The organism is Botrimarina colliarenosi (genome assembly GCF_007859955.1).
GTDB lineage: Bacteria > Planctomycetota > Planctomycetia > Pirellulales > Lacipirellulaceae > Botrimarina > Botrimarina colliarenosi.
Genome location: NZ_SJPR01000001.1, coordinates 812077 through 832320, shown reverse-complemented (window position 1 = coordinate 832320; position 20244 = coordinate 812077). Strand labels below are relative to the sequence as shown.

Below are 20244 nucleotides of genomic sequence, written 5' to 3'. Positions count from 1 at the left end.
CGGAGTTGATCGTGATTCACACCGACGACTGACGTCGCCGGCTCGCCGTCTTATCGAGAGACCGGCTCGCCGTTTTATTAAGAGGAAAGTCGAGGGATCAGCCGACGCTGCCTTCCATCTGCAATTCGATCAGGCGGTTCATCTCGACGGCGTACTCCATCGGCAGCTCTCGCACGAGCGGCTCGATGAAGCCCGACACGATCATCGAGCTCGCCTCGGCCTCGGTCAGTCCGCGGCTCATCAGGTAGAAAAGCTGCTCCTCGCCGATCCGCGAGACCGAAGCCTCGTGCTCGATCGAGACGTCTTGCTCTTCGACTTCGATGTAGGGGTAGGTGTCGCTACGGCTGTCGTGGTCGAGGATCAGCGCGTCGCAGACGACGTTGCTCTTCACGCCCGTGGCGCCCTTCTCGACCTTGCAGAGGCCGCGGTAGCTGCTGCGGCCGCCGTTCTTGCTGATGCTCTTGCTGACGATGCGGCTGCTGGTGTTCGGCGCGCAGTGCACGACCTTGGCGCCGGCGTCTTGGTGCTGACCCTTCGACGAGAACGCGATCGAGAGGATCTCGCCCCGCGCGCCAGGCTCCATCATGTAGACGGCCGGGTACTTCATCGTCAGGTGGCTGCCGAGGTTGCCGTCGATCCATTCCATCAACGAGTCCTGGTAGGCCATCGCCCGCTTGGTCACCAGGTTGTAGATGTTGTTGGCCCAGTTCTGGATCGTCGTGTAACGGGCGCGGCCGTTCTTCTTGACGATCACTTCGACCACGGCCGAGTGGAGGCTCTCGGTCGTGTACATCGGGGCGGTGCAGCCCTCGACGTAATGCACCGAGGCGCCCTCGTCGACGATGATCAGCGTCCGCTCAAACTGCCCCATGCTCTCCGCGTTGATGCGGAAGTAGGCCTGTAGCGGGAACTCGATGTGCACGCCGGGCGGCACGTAGATGAACGAGCCCCCCGACCAGACGGCCGAGTTGAGCGCGGCGAACTTGTTGTCCTCCGGCGGGATGATCTTGCCGAAGTACTGGCGGAGCAGCTCCGGATGCTCGCGGACCGCCGTGTCGGTGTCCGTGAACAAGACGCCCTGCTTGCCGAGGTCCTCTTGCAGCGAGCCGTAGACGACCTCGCTCTCGAACTGGGCCTTAACGCCAGCGACCAGCCGCTTCTGCTCGGCCTCGACGATGCCGAGCTTGTCGTAGGTCTCCTTGATCTCCTTGGGAACGTCGTCCCAATTCTTGCTCTGGCCTTCGGTCGGCTTGAGGTAGTAGTAGACGTCGTCGAAATCGATGGCGATGTCGCCGCCCCACTTGGGCATCGGCTTCGACTTGAAGATCTCGAGCGAACGGAGGCGGAAGTCGCGCATCCAGCCCGGCTCACTCTTCATCTCCGAGATCTGCGCAACCACCTCACGGTTCAGACCCTTCCGCGCCTTAAAGACGCCGGTGGTCTGCGTGATGAAGTCGTACTTATTGATCTCGTGCGGCACGTCGTCGACGGGACGTTCGAGGTCGGCGACGGTGGGGATCGTGTCGGTAGCCATTTCCTGTCTCTCTTTATTATTTACCGCGGAGGCGCGGAGGACGCGGAGCTGATCGCTTGGCTGTGCTGGTGTTGGTGCTGGCCGCGGTGCTGAGGCGGAAGGCAGAGACGCCAAGCGAACTTTATCTCTGCGACCTCCGCGCCTCCGCGGTGAGTCTTTAAACCGTGACGGCGTCTTCTTCCGCCATCTCGCTATTGAGCTTCGCCGCTTCGGGGTAGGCCGCGCGGATGCGGTCGTAGCCGTCGTTGTGCAATTCTTTCGCCAGCTCGACGCCGCCGGTCTCGACGATCCGGCCGCCGAGGATGACGTGCGTAAAGTCGGGCGTGTTCCGTTCCAGCAGCTTGTCGTGGTGCGTGATGATCAAGACGCCCATCGCGCCGTCGGCCGCGGCGTCGGCGGAGATCTCGGCGATCGACTCGCTGGCGAGCTTCACCGCGTCGACGTCGAGCCCCGAGTCGGTCTCGTCGAGGATCGCGAACTTCGGCTTGAGCATCGCCATCTGCAGGATCTCGGCACGCTTCATCTCGCCGCCGGAGAAGCCGTCGTTGACGTACCGGCGGGCGAAGTCGAGGTCCATCCGCAGGTGGCCCATCTTGTCCTTCAGCTCCTTGCGGAACTCCCGCATCGGGATCAGGCCTTCGCCCTCCTTGCGGTCCGGGTTGCGGACGTTCGAAGTGGCGTGCCGCATGAAGTCGGCCAGCTTGACGCCGGGGATCGCCATCGGCCGTTGGAACGCCATGAACAGCCCCGCGCGGGCCCGCTCCGAGGCGTCCATTTCCAGGACGTTGGTCACGGTCCCGTCGGCGTCGACGAGCTCGATCGTGCCGTCGGTCACCTCGTACGACGGGTGCCCCATAACGGCGTTGCCGAGCGTGCTCTTGCCCGAGCCGTTGGGACCCATCAGGGCGTGCGTCTCGCCACGGTTGATCGTGAGGTTCACGCCGTTGAGGATCGGCTTGCCTTCGACACAAACGTGGAGGTTCTTAATGCGGAGTGTTTTCGACATCGTTTGTCTTGCTTGAAGCTTCGCTGAAGTGATGATTGGTAGGCGACTGCTAAGGGAACCGCGAAACAACGCGAATTCTCGCGAATGAAGGAACTGCCCACGAATGACACGAATTATCTCGAATCTTCCGGAACTGCATTCACTCGCTTGCTTCTGGCAGTCAGGTCTCGCTTAGTGGTTCGATGATCGCAGTGCTTGTTATTTTTTCGTGCTTATTCGCGTCGATCCGTGGGCCCCATCCTTCTCAAAGGATTAAGCCTTCGACGCCGCCTTGATCTGTTCGAGGTAGTGCTGGTGGCCGCGGACCGGCTCGACGTCGACCGCCGGGATGGTGTGTCCCGAGTGGTGCGGCATCGGCAACTCGTCGCCGTCGGTGACGCCCACCGGCGAGTTGGCCGCCCGGGCGATGCGGTGGTTGCGGATCTTGTCCTGCACCCGCATCAGCCCTTCGAGCAACGACTCGGGCCGCGGCGGGCAGCCCGGCACGTAGACATCGACGGGAACGACCAAGTCGACCCCCTTCACCACGTGGTAACCGTATTTGAAGTAGGGTCCACCACCGACGGTGCAAGCGCCCATCGCGATGACATACTTCGGGTCGGGCATCAAGTTGTAAAGCCGGCGGATACGGCTCGCCATTTTGTAGGTCACCGTCCCGGCGACGATCATCAGGTCGGCCTGCCGCGGCGTGGCGCGGAAGGCGCCGGCGCCGAAGCGGTCGAGATCGTACTTGCCGGCGCCGGTCGCCATCATCTCGATCGCACAGCAAGCGATGCCGAACGTCATCGGCCAGAGGCTCGACTCGCGGGCCCAATTGATCGCCTGTTCGAGCGTCGTCGTGATGACGTTCTCTTCGAAGCGGCCCTCGATCCAAGGCCGGCCATCGGCGGTGTAGGTAATCCCATCGGGACCCAGCGTCGTGGGAACCGTGTCGTCAGTCGAGTTGAAGGTGTCGGGAACCATGGGCGTCAGTCACCTACCTCGACAGCGCTAACCTCGACAGCGCCAATCTCAACAGCGCCAATCTCAACTGAATCGGACGGCAGCGCCGACGCCTCGAATGAACAGCAACCGCCGCCATCGAGCCGGCACTCGCTCAGCCGCACGCCGCGGCCGACGATCTCGCTGATCATCGCCTTCTCAACCGCACAAATGCTGCGGTCTTGCTCGGCGAGCGTCGGGTAGGGGCACGCCAGCATCGTCAGCACCGGCAAGCCACCCGACTCGTCGACATCGACTGGCACCTCGCGCTCACCCATCAGACGCATCAGGTGACGCATCCGATCGGCGACATCCTGGCCGTCCGTCTGGCTGGAATAGCGGCTGGCTAGCCGCTCGGCGACCCGCTTGACGAGGCCGACGCGGACCCGCGGCTCGTCGATCTTGCGGATCTCTTCCCAGAGGATCTCGGCCAAGTCGTGGTAGTTGTCGCCCGCGGCCTGACGACCGCGGTCGGTGAGGGCGTAGTCGTAACTGGGCCGCCCTCGGCCGTTGGGCTTCTTCGCTTCGCCGCCCTCTTGGCCCCCGACTGACACCGCCGACTGATGGAGTTTCCGCTCGATCAGCCCCTCGGCCATCAGCCTGGTAAGCCGCTGGCGGATCGCGGTAGCGGTCACGCCAAGCAGTTCGCCCAAATCACCGACCGACGCCGTCGCGTGGCGGCGGAGGTGGTCGAGCAACAGGCGATCGGTTTCGTCGCTGGGAGTCATAACACCCCTATCCTATGGCTGACGGCATTTTCGACAACCCATAATGTTTTTAATGAGATCGCGTCGCATTAACCCGCTTGCGCTGCGCCGTAAAGTGTTGACCCGTTAAGGTTTATCATCTAGCGTGTCTGCCAGCAGCGGCGTCCACCAGGACTCTTTCCTGGTCTCCTAACGGCCCACCGACGCCAGCGGACTGAAAGCACCCCCCACCACCGAGGGACCCCACCTCATGCCAGCCCCCACCCGCGCGCTCCGAATCGCCTGCCTTGCCTTGGCGGGTCTGTTAACGGTGACATCGGGGGCCCTGGCCCAAGAGGAACCGGCGGCGCCGGCCCCTCCCGCCGAGACGCTGCCGGCTGATACCACCGCCGAAGCTCCGGCAGAAGTCGATGCGACAGCCGGCTGGATGGACTCGCTCGATGCGTGGTTCGGCGACTATCTGGTTACCCCCCTCGTTACCGTCCTGTTCTACGACTTCGAGTCAGAGCGGTGGCTTGGCACGTCGGTTCCGTTCGTGGTGGCCTGGCTGCTGCTGGGGGCGATCTACCTGACCCTGCGGATGGGCTTTATCAACGTCCGCGCCTTCTGGCACGCGGTGAAGGTCGTCCGTGGCAGCTACGACGACCCCGACGACGAGGGCGAGGTCACCCACTTCCAGGCGCTCGCCTCGGCCCTTTCGGCGACCGTTGGCCTTGGCAATATCGCCGGCGTTGCGATCGCGGTCGGCACGGGCGGACCAGGCGCCGTCTTCTGGATGATCCTGGCGGGCCTGCTCGGCATGTCGAGCAAATTCACCGAGTGCACGCTCGGCCAGATGTACCGGCGCGTCGATGATCAGGGCAACGTCTCTGGCGGGCCGATGCGCTACCTGAGCGAGGGCCTCGAGGACCTGGGGATGGCCTGGCTCGGCAAGCCGCTCGCCATCTTCTTCGCACTCCTCTGCTTCGGTGGCTCGCTCGGCGGCGGTTGCTCGTTCCAGGTGTCGCAGTCGATGGACGTCGTCAAGTCGCAGCTCCCTTGGCTGGAAGGCCGCGAGTGGGTCTACGGCGCCGTGATGGTCACGCTGGTGGGGATCGTGATCCTCGGCGGCATCAAGCGGATCGCCTCGACCGCGGAGAAGATCGTCCCGCTGATGTGCGTCATCTATGTCGCCGCCGCGCTGACGATCCTCGGCATGAACTTCAGCGCGATCCCCGCCGCCTTCGGCACGATCTTCTCCGAGGCGTTCAAGTGGGAGTCGGCCTTCGGCGGCTTCTTGGGCGTGATGGTGGTCGGCATCAAGCGCGCCGTCTTTAGCAACGAGGCCGGCATCGGGTCGGCGGCGATCGCCCACTCGGCCGCCAAAACGCAGTACGCCGTCCGCGAAGGGATCGTCGCCCTGCTCGAGCCGTTCATCGACACCGTCGTTATCTGCACCATGACGGGTTTGGTGATCGTCATCACGGGCGCCTACGACACGGCGCGGTTCCCCGAACACGCCGAGATTATCGTCGCCGACCAGGGGGCGACCCTCACCTCCAACGCCTTCGCCACGCAGATCAGCTGGTTCCCGATGGTGCTGGCCCTCGCGGCGTCTTTGTTCGCCTACTCGACGATGATCTCATGGAGCTACTACGGTGAGCGCTGCTTCACCTACCTGTTCGGAGCGGCGGCGTCGCTACCGTACAAGCTGATCTTTCTCTGCTTCGTCTTCTTAGGGGCGGTGGTGACGGCGCGGAACGTCAACGTCTTTAGCGAGTTGATGATCCTCTCAATGGCGCTGCCGAACATGCTCGGACTCTTCTTGCTGTCCAAGAAGGTCAAGCTCAAGCTCGACGACTACTGGCAGGCCTACAAGATGGGCGACTTCGAGGCCGACATCGACCGTAAGCCGCGTCTCAAGGTGCGGGGCTGATCAGGAGCTGAACAGGGACCGTCACGGCCGCCGGCGCAGCTCTTTCATCGCGAGCGTGACGAGCACCAGCGCCGTCATCGGCAAGACGAACCATCGCAGGGCGTCCCCCAGCGCGACGGCCGCGTGGTGACGCTGCGACTCGAGGACCAAGTAAGCCACGTAGGCGACGTAGTAGGCGAGCAGCAGCGCCCCTTCCCAGCGGTTGATCGTCATCCCGGTGAAGAAGATCGGTAGGCAGACGACCGAGACGCCCACCATCACGGGCAGGTCGAACCGCAACGCCTCGGCCGAGATCGGCAGCCCCGCCGGCGACGCGAACGCGGCCGCGCCGAGCACCGCCGTCAGGTTGAACAGGTTGCTGCCGACAATGTTCCCCACGGCGATGTCGCGCTCGCCACGGAGGCTGGCGACGAGCGACGTCACCAACTCGGGCAGCGAGGTCCCAATCGCGACGATCGTCAGGCCGATCACCAGTTGGCTGACGCCCCACGCCTCGGCGATGCGCACCGCTCCGTCGACCATCCATCGCGAACCCAACACAAGCGTCGCGAGGCCGAAGGCGACCAGCAAGATCGACGCCATGACCGACACCTTGGGCGCCTCGGGGTCCACCGGGGAAGAATCCCTCTTGGCGAGAACTAGCTGCAGCACGGTGTAAGCAGCCGCGCCCAACAGCAGTAGGCAGCCGTCTCCCCAACCGAGCACGCCGTCGTAGGCCAGCCCCACCACGCCAAGTGACACTGCGATCATCAGCGGCACGTCGATCCGCACCAATTGGGACGAGACCGCCAGCGGCGCCGCGATGGCGGAGATTCCGAGGATCAGCAGCACGTTGCAAGTGTTGCTGCCGACGACATTCCCCAGGGCGATGTCGGCTTGGTCGTGCAGCGCGGCGTTGACGCTCACCGCGACCTCCGGGGCGCTGGTGCCGTAGGCGACCACCGTCAGCCCGATCGCCAGCGACGACACTCCCGCAGCCGCCGCCAGCCGGCTGGCGCCCCGCACCAGCATCTCGGCGCCGACAACCAAAGCAACCAGACCCACCGCCAGCAACCCGAAGGCCACCATCGTCAACCGCTCCGCAAAGAAAATATCACTGCCGCTGCGTCGTGGCCCCAGTGGGACGATCCGCACCCGACGAGCGCTGACTCTATCAGAGCAACTTGTCGAGCAAGAGGGTGGCGAGGCTCAGCGCCGCGAAGAAGCCGCACATATCGGTGACCGTTGTAAGCAGCGGGCTCGAAGCGAGGGCCGGGTCGACCTTGGCGAGCTTCAACGCCAACGGGATCACGCCGCCCAGGAGGACCGCGACCAGCGTGTTGACGGCCAAAGCGCCCCCCACGACGACCCCCAGCCAGAGGTTGCCAGCGTAGAAGGCGGCGACCGTCCCCAACAGTCCGCCGAGCACCAAGCCGTTGATCAGGCCGACGCCCGCTTCCTTGCTCCAGACCCGCAGCCACTCGGTCGGCCGCAATAAGCCGAGCGACAGCTCACGCATGCTCACAGCGACCGATTGATTGCCGCTACAGCCCGACATGTCGGAGATCATCGGCAGGAACACCGCTAGGGCGATCACCTGGCTCAGCGTGTCTTGGTAGAAGGCAATGACGCTGGCCGCGATCACGTTCAGCACGATGTTCACACTCAGCCAAGCCAGCCGCATCCGGCTGCGGCGCAGCGTTGGCATCGAGCGGAGCTCCTCGGCGACGACGCCCATCGAGCGGCGATAATCGCTGCTCGCTTGCTCTTCGGAAGCTTCGTCGACAGCGCGCCGGCTCACCGTGCCGACCAGCCGCTCTTCGGAGTCGACAACGGGGACCCCGATAAATGCGTGCTCGTCAAAGAACGCGACAAGTTCCTCCAGCGGCATCGTCGCCGAAATCGACAGCGGGTCGGCGATCATGATGTCGGCGAGCCGTGACGCCTCCTCGGCGACCAGCAGATCGCGGAGCCGCAACACGCCGACGAGTCGGCGGCCCTTGGCGACGACATACGCGTACTGCACGTCGAGGTCGCGCAGCCGCGTCGCCCCGGCGCGCAGGCGGCGGAGCGTTGTTTCGACCGTCGCGATGTCGCGGAGCGCGACAACCTCGGTCGCCATCAGTCCGCCAGCCGTATCCTCGGGATAGGCGGCGAGCTCGGCGATCCGCTCGGCCTCGTCCTCGTCCAGTTCGGCGAGGACGGCCGCGGCCGCCGTGGCGTCCATGGCCCCGATCAAGTCCGCCTGATCGTCGCTCGGCAGCTCGTGGACGATCGCCGCGGCGTCTTCCGCCGACAGCGCTTCGACCGCCTCGATGGCGGTCACCTCCGGAAGGTCCTCGAGCAACCCGACTGCGTCTTCGGGCGTCAGCCGCGACAGCAGGTCGGCTTGCTGCTCGGTCGGCAGCTCGCAGACCACGCGGGCGGTCTCGCGGGCGTCGAGCGACGCGAGCAACAGGTTGATCGCCTCGGCCGACGAAGCGGACGAAGCGTCCTCTGGCTCGAGCAACGCCTGCAGGCGTTGTAGCGTCTCGGACTCTGATACCGCGTCTTCGAGAGCGTCCAAGTCGGCGTCCGTGCTGGGAGGCGCCGGAGACGCCCCGAGGAAAGCGGTTAATGTCTCTACGAAGGCCTACGCCTTCGGAAAGTAAGTCGCGACCACGTCGAAGAATTCGCGAGCCGTATCGATCATGACGACATGCTTGCGGAACTCACGCGCGCCGGGGCGGCCCTGGGCGTAGCAGCAGGCGAACTTCCGCATCAGGACCGCGCCACGCTCTTCGCCGAAGCGTTCGCAGACCAATCGGAAGTGCTCGACCATCAGGGCGCGCTCTTCTTCGACCGTCGGGTCGGGCGGCACGGGCTCGCCGCGCAGCGCCGCGGCCGCCTGCTGGAAGAGCCACGGCTTGTTGAGACTGGCCCGCGCGATCATCACGCCATCGACGTTCCAGCGGCGGAACGCCTCGACGACCTTGTCGGCCGTGTCGAGATCGCCGTTGCCGATCAGCGGGATTCGCTTGAGGTGCGGCTTGATCTGGCTGATCAGGTCCCAAGACGCCTCGCCGCGGAACATGTCGGCGGCGGTCCGCCCATGGACCGTGAGGGCCGCGGCGCCGGCGCCTTCGACGATCTGCGCGACGTCGATGATGTTGATCTTGTCGCGGCTACAACCGAGGCGGGTCTTGGCGGTGACGGGCGTCGGATGACAGGCGGCCACCACGCGCTCGATGATCTGGCCCATCCGGTCGGGCGTGCGGAGCAGGTACGAGCCGCTGTGCGCCTTCTCGGTCACCTGCCGCACGGGGCAGCCGAAATTGATGTCGACGACCGACACCTTGTACTCGTGCGCCAGTCGGGCGCCGACTTGGGCGAGCGTGTCGGGGTCGTTGTCCCAGATCTGCACGGCGAGCGGCCGCGGCTCGTCGGCGACGCCCCACAGCCGGTCGGGGTGCTCGGCCAGCTCTTTGTCCATCCAGACAAAGCCACGGGCGTTGACCATCTCGGTCGCCAAGAGCCCGGCGCCGCCGAAGCTTCGGACGATCTGCCGGAAGGCGTAGTTGGTGTAACCCGCCATCGGGGCCTGCAGAATCGGCGGGTCGACAACCAGGTCGCCGATCCGCAGCGGTTCGACGAGCGGCAGCGTCATCGCGTCGTGCGCAGCGCTCGGCCGGGGCGGCTTGGCGGCGGCGATAGCGGTGATGCCGTTCGGCATAGCGGGGCCATTGGGGCGCCGCCGTCGCCGCGACGGCTAGCGTCGCGCGGGGGCGTCCGTGGAAGGGGTGCGGCTGGCCGAGTTGGTCGCTCCGGCCGAGAAGCCGGCCATCAACGCGTCCTCGGCGGACTGGGCGCCCGTTGGCGCCGTCCTTATGAGCATAGCCACGAGCCGCCCCGTGTCGACTCGCTCTGGCGCCGCGAGCTGCGTGTAGCGGTTGATCTGCAGGTTGTAGTCCCGGGCGATCTGGACGAACGCGCGGCGATTGAGCGCCAAAAGCTCTAGCGCCCGCATCACGCCTGTCCCGTCCGACTGGGCGGCCTGGTCGCTGGCGACCCGGGAGATCCACGACTCGGAGCTTGCCACCGACTCGGCGGCGTCCTGCAGCTCGATGAGGCGGAGCGGCAACAATTCAGCCACAAGGCGCGCCTCCTCCGGCGCCCCGGCCGGGAAGACCGTCTCGAAACGTGTCGCGTAGGGCCCGGTAAACGGCGTGTCCGACGGCAACGGCATGACGCCGCCTCCCATCAGTTGCGCCAGCCGGAACTGGGCCGCCCGCGCCGCCTTAAGCGACGTGTTGATCCGGGTATTGAGGCTCGTCTGGGCCTGACCGATCGTTGTGCTGTAAGTCGAAAGCCGCTGGCGGAGCCGGTCCATCTCACCGACTTCGGCGAGGCCCAAGTAGTAGTCGGCGACCGCCGAGGTGAGCGACCAGTAGGCGTCGACACGGCGCGCCTGCTCCTCGCGGCTCGCCGCTGAAGAGACGACCGACGTCAGCGACATCGGCGTGCCCGACAGCTTCGAATCCGACCGGGGGCGGAGCATCTTCTCGAGCATCTCCTGCGTCTTCCGCTCCCGCACTCCCGCTTGCGGATCGACCGTCGAGCCGACGCGGCTCGTCAGCGCCGACGACTCCGACAAGTTCTGTCTCGTGGGCTGATTGCTCGTCGAACCGTACGCGGGGCTCGTTGGCGTCGTCGCCTGACGGCTCGTCGAGGGCTGCGAGTAGCTCCGCAAGTCACTCGGCGTTGTCGAGGGGCTGGCCGCCGACGCGGTTGGCGAAGTGCTACGGTTGGGAGTCGAGCCGTAGCTGGGCGTCGTGTTGTAGCTCGGCGACGTTCCGTAATTGGGGGACCCGGAATTGGACGACCCGTAGCCGGGTGTCGTGCTGCGGCTCGGCAGCGTTGCTTGGCTCGAACCGGCGGAGAATTCCGAGCCGCGCGGGCTCGGCGGATTGGGATTGGTCGTGGGCGCCGTTGTCGGCCGGGTGGTGGTCGGGAGCGTCACCTGGCTCTGGCTCGGGCGCGGCGGCAGCGTCGTCGAACTCGGCGACGCGCCAGAACGCAGGTCGTTGGAGCTGGACGACGGTGTTGTCGTCGTGGGACTTGCCGCCGTTGAGCCGGGATTTGTCGACGGACTGTGGTAGCCGCCGACGGCGGAGCTGGGGCTCGCCTTGTCGAACGAGCCAAAGTCGTAGGTCGAGAGATCACCGCCGTAACGGTCCTCTTCCGCCGCCAAGGCGTCGAACGGAGACAGGACGATAGCGCAGAAGAGCGCGGGGGAGAGGGCGAAACGCATCCTTGCGTCTCCGCAACGTTGAGGCGGGGGCGAAATGGCGGTCTTCCTGACCACATCGGCCACAACGTCGTCCGACGCTAGACCGGAGTCAAGGTCAACTTGCCCCGACCGGCGGCGCGCCAGCGGCGCCAGCGGCGATCAATCGAGCTCTTCGAGCCACACGCGCAGTTCATTCTCGTACTCGCTCGCCAAGTCGCCGCGGACAAGCGTGCGCTGGAACTCGGCGAATCCCATCTCGGCCGTGTCGGCCTCCTCGGCGCTGCCGTAACGGAGCATCGGGTCGGGGGCGGTGAGCCGCCGGCAGATGCCCATCAACAGGTCGCTGTCGGTGACCTCGTCCGGCAGCAGCGTGTCGAGCCGTTGCGGGAGGGTCCGCTTCGCCTCGAGCAGCTTGGCGTAGTCGTTGATGCCGGCGAACAGCGGCTGGCCGGAGAGCAGCTCGATCAGCACGTAGCCGAGGCTCGCCAGGTCGGACCGCGGCGTGAACTCTTCACGCTCGAGCATCTCCGGCGCGGCGTACTGCGGCGTGCAGGTGCGCTGGGTCGGCATGTCGTTGAGGTCGATCGCGGAACCGATATCGATGATCTTGGCGTTGCCGGTCCGCTTCACCATGATGTTCGAAGGCTTGATGTCGCCGTGAACAATCTCTTCGCGGTGCAGCGCGGCGAGGCCGCCGATGATCTCCCGCATGATGGCGATCGCCATGCCCGGCTTGAGCCGTGGCCGGACGGGCCCGCGGGTGGCGATGACGTTGTTGATGTACTCCCACCGCCGCGTGCTGACCCGGTCTTTCGCGCGGCGGAGCATCGCGGGGGTGAGCAACAGGTCGAGGTCGTAGCCGTCGATCCACTCCATCTCGAGGATCCGCACGCGGTCCCGCTCGATGAAGTTCTGCACGTCGATCAGGTTGTCGTGCGCGATCAACGCGACGCGGCCGCTGACCACGGCCATCCGACGCATCGCCTCGTCGTAGGCGTGTTCGTTGCTGTAACGCTCGGGCGAGAAAAACTTCAACGCGACCGGCAGGGTGAAGCTGTCGGCGCCGCGGCGCTCGCTGAGGTACACCACGCCCTGCCCGCCCGTTCCCAGCAGGCTCTTCAACCGCAAGTGCTCGGTCCAGCCGAGCTTCTCCGACTGGATCAGCTCGTCGTACCGATTGCAGAGGACGGTGTTCTCCTTCGAGCGAGGAGGATCGCCGTGGAAGGTGAGCGTCTTGCTCTGTTGGATGACCGTCGTGTTCATAGGCGTGGCGCGGCGGCCACTCTCGGTAGCATTCGGACAGCGAGTCGTCACTCACCGGGAAAGAACTGTAGCGAATTGAGCAGGCCCTGCGGAGGCCTCGAGCTGGTGAGATTAGCGGAGGAGACGCCGCGGTGCGCCTCGGGGCGTCCCCTCATTGTAGGCAGCCGATCGTGGAGGGACTCCCTCAAAGTTTACCTTCAATTGGGTAGCCTGGGGGAACCGGGCGAGCCGTGAACGGCGACGCCGTTGCGGCGAGCCTTCAGCCCCGCCACGCGGCGTGCTCAGGATGGGGGAAGCCGAGCCGCTTCTCGGCGAGGTAATTGAGAGGACTTCGGTCTGCGAAGTAGCGTGACAGATTCGCGCAGAAGAGGTTCGTCATATCGTCGATGCGGGAAGCGGATTGCCCCCCCACGTGCGGGGTGATGATGGCGTTCGGCTGCTCCCAGAGACGGCTTTCGACCGGCAGAGGTTCCAACTCGGTGACGTCGAGCCCCGCTCCTCCCAGATGTCCCGACTCGAGGGCGTCCACCAAGTCCGACTCCACGACAAGCGGGCCGCGGGCCATATTCACCAGCAGGGCGCCCTCTGGCAGCAGCGCCAGGCGGCGGGCGTCGATCATCCCCCGGGTGAGATCGTTGAGCGGGGCGGCAAGAATCAGCACGTCGACTTCTGGCAAGATTTCGTCGAGCCGGTCAGCCGCCAGCAGCGCCTCGACCCCCTCGGGCCGGTCCTCGGGGAACCAGTCGGTCGCCAGCAGACGGACATTAAACGGCTGAAACACCTCCGCCAGCCGGCGTCCGTTCCCCCCCAAACCGACAATGCCAATCCGGGCGCCGTAAAGGTCGCGCGTTGGCCGGCGGATGAACTCCTTCTGCTGCTGGGCGCGGAAAAAGACCGGAAGGCTCCGCAGCAGGCCGAGGAGCAGCGCCAGCGTATGGTCGGCGACCTGGTTGGCGAGCACGCCCGAGGCGCTCGAGACCAAGATGTCCGACTCGATCACTTCCGGCACAAGGCAATGGTCCATGCCGGCCGCGGAGCTTTGGATCCAGCGGAGCCGGCCGCCTTTGACAGTTTCGGCCCATGGGACCGGCGTTTTGGCGTGACCGCAGTAAATGGTCGCGGTCGGCAACTCCTCAGCGATCCGCTCTTGGCCGGCATTCACCAATTCCGCCTCGACGCCCAGCTCGTCGAGGGTCTTCTCGATCTGCCGCAGGTGCTGGGGCTCGACCGGGTAGCAGAGAACGATCTTTTCGGACGATTTGGAGCGGTTTGGCATGATCGGACGCAACTTACCGGGAAGCGGCGGTATCAGTAGAGAGGGTTGGCCGAAGTCTCACCCCGAAAGCCGGCCAAGTCGAGCCCTCCGAACGCTTTACGTCGGCGGTCGATTTCGCCTGAACGCCCGCCGGGCGATGGCAACCTTCGTTTTCGCCGGTTAAAGTGGAGGCTTCGCGCTCGTCGCCACTCGTCGTCCCCCTGGGGCCCAGAGATCGACTCCGGTGTCGGGCATCGGCCCCGACGCCGACGCCCTCGTTCACGCCATCTGATAACGTCCTCGCCGCCCCGCTCTCGCGGCGTTCTCCCCGATCGCATGACCAAACTCTCCACTATCGCCATCATCGCCGTCGTGTTGCTTCGGCTGCTGACCGGATGGCACTTCTTCAACGAGGGGGTCAAGAAGCTCGACCCCAACTTCACCTCCGCCGGTTTCTTGCGGACCGCCCGGGGGCCGTTCGCACCGATCTTCCGGTCGATGATCCCCGGCCCCTACGGCGCGCACGTCGATCTGGCCCGGCCGATCGAATACGGCTCGCGTAGCGCCGAGGACCAAGCCGCCATCGACAAGTGGCTGGCGGACTACGCCCGCCGCGCCGACGACGCCGTTAAGAACGCCGAGCCGCTGCCCCACGACATCGACCCGGCCGTTCCGGGGAGTGGCTGGGTCGGCAACATCGCCAAGGGGTGGGACCAAGGTCTGGAGCGACTCGGTCGGCTCGGCGGCGACGAGGACAGCGCCGAGCGCCTGCAGGCCCTCCGCGACGCCAAGCTGGGCGAGATCGTCTACTACCTCCACGGCATCTTCCCCTCGATCGAAGACCTGCAGCACGAGGAATGGCGGCTGACGAAGCTCCGTGACGAAGGGGGCGTCTCTCCGCCGGCGTATCTCCAGCTGCGGATCGACGAGAAAGCCGACGAAATCTGGAAGACGATGCAGCCGTGGATCGCCACGGTGCGTCAAATCGAGAACTCTTTCATTGAGGATGCCCAGGCGATCGAGGCCGAGTTCGATGTTCGACCGCGGCGGGTCCAGGACGCCCTGGGCGAGCGCTCGGTCGTCAGCCGCCTCGATACGGCCGTCGCTTGCGTCGTTCTTGGGGCCGGCATTTGCGTCTTTTTGGGGCTCCTGACGCGGGTCGCCGCGGTCCTCGCCGCGTGTTTCTTGCTCTCGCTCATCCTTACCCAGCCTCCGTGGATCGCGGGGGCGGATATGACGGCTTTCTTCAATTGGTCGATCGAGATGGCCGCCTTCCTGGTGCTCGCCGCGGTCGGCGCGGGCCGGTGGGCCGGGATCGACGGGTTATTTTACGCCGCCCGTGTGCGGTTTGGTGACTTGTCACCCCGCTACCAGCGTCTGCCCGACCGACCCGCCTCGTCGGCCGTTGCGTAAACTAACGGTCTTCAAACAACACACCGACGCGTCCCTTCGCGGGGGCCTCGCCAACCACCTTCTCCCCTCCGCCAGCCGTTATGAATCTCTCGGACGAAGAAAAGGCCATCGGCCAGGACAACTTCCGCCGCGTTACCGGCGAGTTGATCAGCACCAACCCGTCGCGCCGCGATTTCCTCCAGGACGTCACGCTCGCCGGCGCCGTCGCCGCGGGCGGCTTTGGCGCCGCCTACTGGGGCTACGGCAAGAAGCTCGACGACCGCCTGCGGGTCGGCGTCATCGGCACCGGCGACGAGGGGAACGTCCTCATCGGCGCGTTGAACCCGAACTACATTGAGGTCAAGGCGATCGCCGACATCCGGCCGTTCAACCAGCACCGCGCGTTCTACGGCGACTGGTCGAGCGACGGCACCCTCAAAGCCCGCCCCGGCCTCTGCAAGGTCTACGGCTACGCCGACCGCACCGCCGCCGAGAAGGAGATCGCGGTCTACACGGACTACAACGAGCTGCTCGAGCGCGACGACATCGAGGCGGTGATCATCGCCCTGCCCCTCTGGATGCACCACCCGGCCGCCATCGCCGCGATGCGCGCCGGCAAGCACGTGCTGACCGAGAAGCTGATGGCGTGGGACGTCGCCCAGTGCAAGGAGATGGCCCGCGTCGCCGACGAGACCGAACTGCTGCTCGCCACGGGCCACCAACGCCACTACAGCGTGCTGTACGACAACGCGGTCGACACGATCCGCCGCGGCCTGATCGGCGACATCCACAGCATCCGCGCCCAGTGGCACCGCGGCAACTTGCCGGGCAACGACAGCTGGCAGCCGCCGCTGCCGACCGAGATGCTGACCCCCGAAGAGATCAGCGCCGGCGAGCGCGCCGCCAAGGCGGCCGGCGGCGAGGAGGGGCTCCGCCAGTGGCGGATCGAGCACCAGCTGGTCCGCGAAATCGCCGCTTACAAGAAGCGGATCGACGACCCGAAGGTGAAGATCGCCGACAAAGAGAAGCTCTCGATGCGGCTCGCCCAGACCGAGAAGCAGCTCGACGACTTCCGCGTCGACGCCGCCAAGTACGGCTACGAAGCGGGCACGCTCGAAGGGGGTTACCACCGCACCGCCCTGGAAGAGCTCATCCGCTGGCGGATCTGGAACCGCACCGGCGGTGGCCTGATGGCCGAGCTGGGGAGCCACCAACTCGACGCTTCGGGCATCTTCATCAGCTCGCAGTTCGAGGGCCACGTGAAGGTCAACCCGCTGAGCGTCAACGCCGTGGGCGGCCGCTACATCTTCCCGCACGACCGCGACTGCGACGACCACGTCTACGCCACCTACGAGTACCCCGGCAAGGGCTACTACGAGGACAACGACCCGACCAAGGCCAAGGTCGCCGACGCCAACAAGAAGGTCGGCGTCGTCTACTCGTCGATCAATGGCAACGGCTTCGGCGGCTATGGCGAGGTTGTCCTCGGCACGGAAGGGACACTGATCCTCGAGCGCGAGAAGGACGTCATGCTCTACGCCGGTTCGAAGACCCGCACCAAGGTGACGGTCAACGACGCCGCCACGGCGCTCGACTCGTACGAGACCGGCGGCGGCTACACCCCGGCGGCCGAAGCGGTCACGCAGGAAGTCAGCCGCGGCTACCAAGAAGAGATCGAACACTGGGCCTGGTGCATCCGCAACGGCGAGCCCGCCACGACGCTCCACTGCCACCCGAAGGTCGCGCTGGCCGACGCGGTGATCGCCCTGACGACGAACATCGCCATCGAGAAGCAGGCCCGCATGGAGTTCGATCCCGAGTGGTTTGACCCCGCCAGCGACGCCGTCCCCGGCGGCCGCACGCCGCGCAAGGCGGCGGACGTGAAGGTCTAGGAGATGGGGGGATTGAGGGGATGGTCTCTTTGCAGCTTGGCGTCCGCGTCAGGTTTCGTTGGGGCTTGCTGCGTAGCTTTCTCCGAGGAGATGGGGGGGATGGCGGCTCGATGCTGTGTATCCTGCGGGATGGAGTATCCTGCGGGATGGAACGCTAGGCCGCGCGTGCGGTTAAGACCGTCTCCAGGCTTTATCGCCCTTACTGTTCACGCACGCTATCCTTCCTGAGGGGTCGCATTGCCCAGGGCAAGACCGCCATCCCCCCTATCTCAGCGGTGCGTCTGTCGCCTTCGCGGGCCCGAACCCGGCCGCGAGCTGACTGCCGCACGCCGCCATCCCCGCATCTCCCCATGAAAGACGCTTGGTACTTCGAGATCGGCGACGGCCAGGTCTACGGGCCGCACCCGATGGCCAAGCTGCAGAAGTGGGCAGCCGCCGGCAACCTGATGCCGACGCACCGCGTCCGCCACGCCGACTCGGACGAGTGGCTCATCGCCGCCTACGTCGACGGCCTCGAATTGACCACCGCGGCCGACGCCCCGGCTGCGGATTTGGACGGCGCCGGCGAGCCGAAACGCCGCGGGTTCCGCCTCGGCATGGGCAAGCCGAAGGCCAAGGACCTTGAGACCGAAACCGCCCCGATCAACGCGGTGCAGGTCTGCGACGAGCTCATGGAGCTGGCCTTCGAGCGGGGCGCCTCGGACATCCACGTCGACCCCGAAGAGAACGTCGTCCTGCTGCAGTTGCGCGTTGACGGCACGCTCGAGCCGTGCCGCAAGCTCGCCAAGAAGCACCACCCGGCGATCATCACCCGCTTCAAGGTGCTAGCCGGCATGGACATCGCCGAGCACCGCGAGGCGCAAGACGGCCGCTTCATGGTCCAGCTCGGCGCCGACAAGCGTCGCGTCGACTTGCGTGTCGCCTGCCTGCCGACGACGCACGGCGAACGGCTCACGCTGCGGCTGCTGGCGATCGAGGCGTCGCGGATGACGCTCAACCGCCTCGGCCTCACCGAGCAAGGACACAAGCTCTTCGCGGCCGCCATCGCCCAGCCGCAGGGGATGATCCTCCTGACCGGCCCGACCGGCACCGGCAAATCAACGACGCTCTACGCCGCTCTTCGCCACCGGCTGGCCAACAACCCGGGCCGCATCATCACGGTGGAGGACCCGGTCGAGCACGACATCGTCGGCGTCGCCCAGGTCGAGGTCGATACGGCCGACAAGGTGGCGTTCGGCTCGGTGCTGCGGAACATCCTCCGCAGCGACCCGGACGTGATCATGATCGGCGAGATGCGTGACTTCGAGTCGGTCGATGTCGGCATCAAGGCGGCGCTGACGGGCCACTTGGTGTTCAGTTCGCTCCACACCAACTCGGCCGCCGGCGCCGTGACGCGGCTCATCGACATGGGCGTCGAGCCGTTCCTCGTCGGCGCGACGCTGCGGCTGTGCGTCGCCCAGCGGCTGCTGCGGCGGCTCTGCCCCAAGTGCCGCCAGCGCCGCGAGATGTCCCCCGCCGAGGCCCGCGCCCTGGGCCACCCCGACATGGCGGGCTCGGCGATCTACGAGCCGGTCGGCTGCGAGCTGTGCGGCAAACGCGGGTACCGCGGCCGCGTCGGCGTCTTCGAGCTGCTGCCCGTCTCGCCCAGCATGCAGCGGCTCATCGTCGAGCGCGCTCCGGAGCCCGAGCTAACGGCCGAAGCAAAGAAGCACGGCGGCATGTCGATGACCGACGACGCGGTGGAAAAGCTCCTGGCGGGGCACACGAGTTTTATTGAAGTGATGACGCTGGGGTTGGGGTGAGGCGGGTCGGACGCTTGCGTCCGACCCTGCAACCAAACCCTAGCGGCCAAAAGCAAGCAAAAAGCCGCTAAAACGCGGGGAATACCGACCCCCGCGCCAAAGCCCCACAGCGGCCCGCTGACGCGTTCCTTCGCCAACCCGACACATTGACACGTCGGCGAAAATTCTAGAGCCTTCCAGGGCCCTTTACGGGGATGCTGTGGGCGATGTCGCCGACTCGCCATCAATCAACGTCTGAGCCGTGGGCGCACTGGTCGGGGTCAGCGAATTGGATAAGGGGTAGCGGAAGCCCCGAGAAGCGAGGACTCGCTCGGCGATTCAATCGCTGGCGATTGGAGGCTCAACAAGGTAGCGGCCACTGTTGTCCCAGCCTTCCAAAGATTCCTTTGTTTCCTCTTCGCCTCCGGCAATCGTGAGTAGTCCCCGTAGAGTCGATAGTAGTAAGGGCGAGTGAATTCGGTAGGCAGTGATTCTATCGGCGAACACCACGCCGGGACCGGCCGGATGGCGGCTTGAGACGGACATTGACGATGCTTTTTCAGGGTCCGTTTGCAAAGTCAACGAACGGTATTGCAGGTCGCACGGCTCCATCCAATGGATGTCCGAGTTTCCGATTTCGACCAGCAAGATCGTATTCTCGACGCCGTCCTTGATGTCATCGGAAGCGACCGTTTCAGCTCCAGGGAAGGCCGTCTCCTTACCAACCACAGCGACGTAGTTGGTGTTCCATTCACGCTTGCCGCCCGGCGCGTTTGTGCATCGAAACAGGTTGGGGCTGATTCTGTCCGCTAACGCTTGGTTATTGGGGCCGTTCCACGGTTCATCAAAGCGATACTGATCGTAAACAGCTTCCTCCCCAAGGAATGGGAGCAACAGAACACGCCAGCTATGCCACGGCTTCCCATCGGGGCCGTTAATGTAGGCCGGTGGGTAGTGCCCATTCAACGCTTCATAGTTACGGAGTGCGCTTTGCAGCCCGTTCATATGCCCTTGGCATGCAGATTGACGAGCCGCTTCAACCGCTTCTCGAACGGCAAACCAAAGCACGCCAATGGTCAGCACCGCCGTTGTGCATGCCAAATACATCGTGCTCTTCGTAACGATTTTCATCGAGACTCACCTTGAACGCCTAATGAGTTGTGCTCGATCAGCACGCGAGTCGTTCGTAGCGCCGCCGCTGGCTACCGCCCGCGGCTGAGAAGTGGCGGTAATCGCACCATCCTCGTGGGCCTCAGCCGCGGGCGGTAGC

The 20244-nt window shown here is 65.5% G+C and carries 15 protein-coding genes; 4 read left to right on the top strand and 11 right to left on the bottom strand.

The window, feature by feature from the left end; all coding sequences use genetic code 11:
- Positions 1–97: 97 nt before the first annotated feature.
- From sufB to Pla108_RS03190, 4 genes are all read right to left on the bottom strand, one after another.
- Complete coding sequence (gene sufB / locus Pla108_RS03205; RefSeq protein WP_146442902.1) at positions 98–1534, bottom strand: Fe-S cluster assembly protein SufB; 1437 nt, start codon at positions 1532–1534, stop codon at positions 98–100.
- 157 nt (positions 1535–1691) lie between these two features.
- Positions 1692–2540 carry a Fe-S cluster assembly ATPase SufC gene (gene sufC / locus Pla108_RS03200; RefSeq protein ID WP_146442899.1) on the bottom strand — a complete coding sequence of 283 codons (849 nt, stop codon included), beginning with the start codon at positions 2538–2540 and terminating at the stop codon, positions 1692–1694.
- Between the two features lie 252 nt (positions 2541–2792).
- Positions 2793–3503 (bottom strand): NADH-quinone oxidoreductase subunit B, encoded by a 711-nt coding sequence (locus Pla108_RS03195; RefSeq protein ID WP_146442896.1) that lies wholly within the window; start codon positions 3501–3503, stop codon positions 2793–2795.
- 5 nt (positions 3504–3508) lie between these two features.
- Positions 3509–4249: a helix-turn-helix transcriptional regulator gene (locus tag Pla108_RS03190; protein ID WP_146442893.1), complete on the bottom strand. Its 741-nt coding sequence runs from the start codon at positions 4247–4249 to the stop codon at positions 3509–3511.
- A gap of 229 nt (positions 4250–4478) precedes the next feature.
- Between Pla108_RS03190 and Pla108_RS03185 the strand changes: the two genes are divergently transcribed.
- Complete coding sequence (locus Pla108_RS03185; RefSeq protein ID WP_146442890.1) at positions 4479–6143, top strand: alanine/glycine:cation symporter family protein; 1665 nt, start codon at positions 4479–4481, stop codon at positions 6141–6143.
- Positions 6144–6164: 21 nt separating this feature from the next.
- Here Pla108_RS03185 and Pla108_RS03180 read toward each other — a convergent pair whose 3' ends face one another.
- From Pla108_RS03180 to Pla108_RS03155, 6 genes are all read right to left on the bottom strand, one after another.
- On the bottom strand, positions 6165–7277 hold the full coding sequence (locus Pla108_RS03180; RefSeq protein WP_231934269.1) for a calcium/sodium antiporter: 1113 nt from the start codon (positions 7275–7277) through the stop codon (positions 6165–6167).
- Between the two features lie 19 nt (positions 7278–7296).
- On the bottom strand, positions 7297–8688 hold the full coding sequence (mgtE, locus tag Pla108_RS03175; RefSeq protein ID WP_146442887.1) for a magnesium transporter: 1392 nt from the start codon (positions 8686–8688) through the stop codon (positions 7297–7299).
- A 66-nt stretch (positions 8689–8754) separates the two neighbouring features.
- Positions 8755–9768 carry a tRNA dihydrouridine synthase DusB gene (gene dusB, locus Pla108_RS03170; protein WP_146444416.1) on the bottom strand — a complete coding sequence of 338 codons (1014 nt, stop codon included), beginning with the start codon at positions 9766–9768 and terminating at the stop codon, positions 8755–8757.
- A 102-nt stretch (positions 9769–9870) separates the two neighbouring features.
- A complete protein-coding gene (locus Pla108_RS03165; protein ID WP_146442884.1) occupies positions 9871–11412 on the bottom strand; it encodes a hypothetical protein in 1542 nt (513 codons plus the stop codon).
- Positions 11413–11550: 138 nt separating this feature from the next.
- On the bottom strand, positions 11551–12654 hold the full coding sequence (locus Pla108_RS03160) for a serine/threonine-protein kinase (protein ID WP_146442881.1): 1104 nt from the start codon (positions 12652–12654) through the stop codon (positions 11551–11553).
- Positions 12655–12913: 259 nt separating this feature from the next.
- Positions 12914–13930, bottom strand: coding sequence for a D-2-hydroxyacid dehydrogenase (locus Pla108_RS03155; protein WP_146442878.1), 1017 nt, complete (start codon positions 13928–13930; stop codon positions 12914–12916).
- Between the two features lie 315 nt (positions 13931–14245).
- Here Pla108_RS03155 and Pla108_RS03150 point away from each other — a divergent pair, with 315 nt between their 5' ends.
- The 3 genes from Pla108_RS03150 (at position 14246) to Pla108_RS03140 (ending at position 18995) form a co-directional block, all read left to right on the top strand.
- Entirely contained in the window at positions 14246–15322 is a 1077-nt protein-coding gene (locus Pla108_RS03150; RefSeq protein WP_146442875.1) for a DoxX family protein, read from the top strand.
- 80 nt (positions 15323–15402) lie between these two features.
- A complete protein-coding gene (locus Pla108_RS03145) occupies positions 15403–17193 on the top strand; it encodes a Gfo/Idh/MocA family protein (RefSeq protein ID WP_146442872.1) in 1791 nt (596 codons plus the stop codon).
- 350 nt (positions 17194–17543) lie between these two features.
- A complete protein-coding gene (locus tag Pla108_RS03140; RefSeq protein WP_146442869.1) occupies positions 17544–18995 on the top strand; it encodes an ATPase, T2SS/T4P/T4SS family in 1452 nt (483 codons plus the stop codon).
- Between the two features lie 318 nt (positions 18996–19313).
- On the opposite strand, the gene Pla108_RS03135 is transcribed toward Pla108_RS03140, so the two are convergent.
- Entirely contained in the window at positions 19314–20105 is a 792-nt protein-coding gene (locus tag Pla108_RS03135; protein ID WP_146442866.1) for a DUF1559 family PulG-like putative transporter, read from the bottom strand.
- Between the last annotated feature and the right edge of the window lie 139 nt (positions 20106–20244).

Excerpts from the sequence above, each read along its gene's own strand:
- sufB (WP_146442902.1), bottom strand. The coding sequence starts at position 1,534 with ATGGCTACCGACACGATCCCCACCGTCGCCGACCTCGAACGTCCCGTC.
- sufC (WP_146442899.1), bottom strand. The coding sequence starts at position 2,540 with ATGTCGAAAACACTCCGCATTAAGAACCTCCACGTTTGTGTCGAAGGC.
- Pla108_RS03195 (WP_146442896.1), bottom strand. The coding sequence starts at position 3,503 with ATGGTTCCCGACACCTTCAACTCGACTGACGACACGGTTCCCACGACG.
- Pla108_RS03190 (WP_146442893.1), bottom strand. The coding sequence starts at position 4,249 with ATGACTCCCAGCGACGAAACCGATCGCCTGTTGCTCGACCACCTCCGC.
- Pla108_RS03185 (WP_146442890.1), top strand. The coding sequence starts at position 4,479 with ATGCCAGCCCCCACCCGCGCGCTCCGAATCGCCTGCCTTGCCTTGGCG.
- dusB (WP_146444416.1), bottom strand. The coding sequence starts at position 9,768 with ATGACGCTGCCGCTCGTCGAACCGCTGCGGATCGGCGACCTGGTTGTC.
- Pla108_RS03165 (WP_146442884.1), bottom strand. The coding sequence starts at position 11,412 with ATGCGTTTCGCCCTCTCCCCCGCGCTCTTCTGCGCTATCGTCCTGTCT.
- Pla108_RS03160 (WP_146442881.1), bottom strand. The coding sequence starts at position 12,654 with ATGAACACGACGGTCATCCAACAGAGCAAGACGCTCACCTTCCACGGC.
- Pla108_RS03155 (WP_146442878.1), bottom strand. The coding sequence starts at position 13,930 with ATGCCAAACCGCTCCAAATCGTCCGAAAAGATCGTTCTCTGCTACCCG.
- Pla108_RS03150 (WP_146442875.1), top strand. The coding sequence starts at position 14,246 with ATGACCAAACTCTCCACTATCGCCATCATCGCCGTCGTGTTGCTTCGG.
- Pla108_RS03145 (WP_146442872.1), top strand. The coding sequence starts at position 15,403 with ATGAATCTCTCGGACGAAGAAAAGGCCATCGGCCAGGACAACTTCCGC.
- Pla108_RS03140 (WP_146442869.1), top strand. The coding sequence starts at position 17,544 with ATGAAAGACGCTTGGTACTTCGAGATCGGCGACGGCCAGGTCTACGGG.
- Pla108_RS03135 (WP_146442866.1), bottom strand. The coding sequence starts at position 20,105 with ATGAAAATCGTTACGAAGAGCACGATGTATTTGGCATGCACAACGGCG.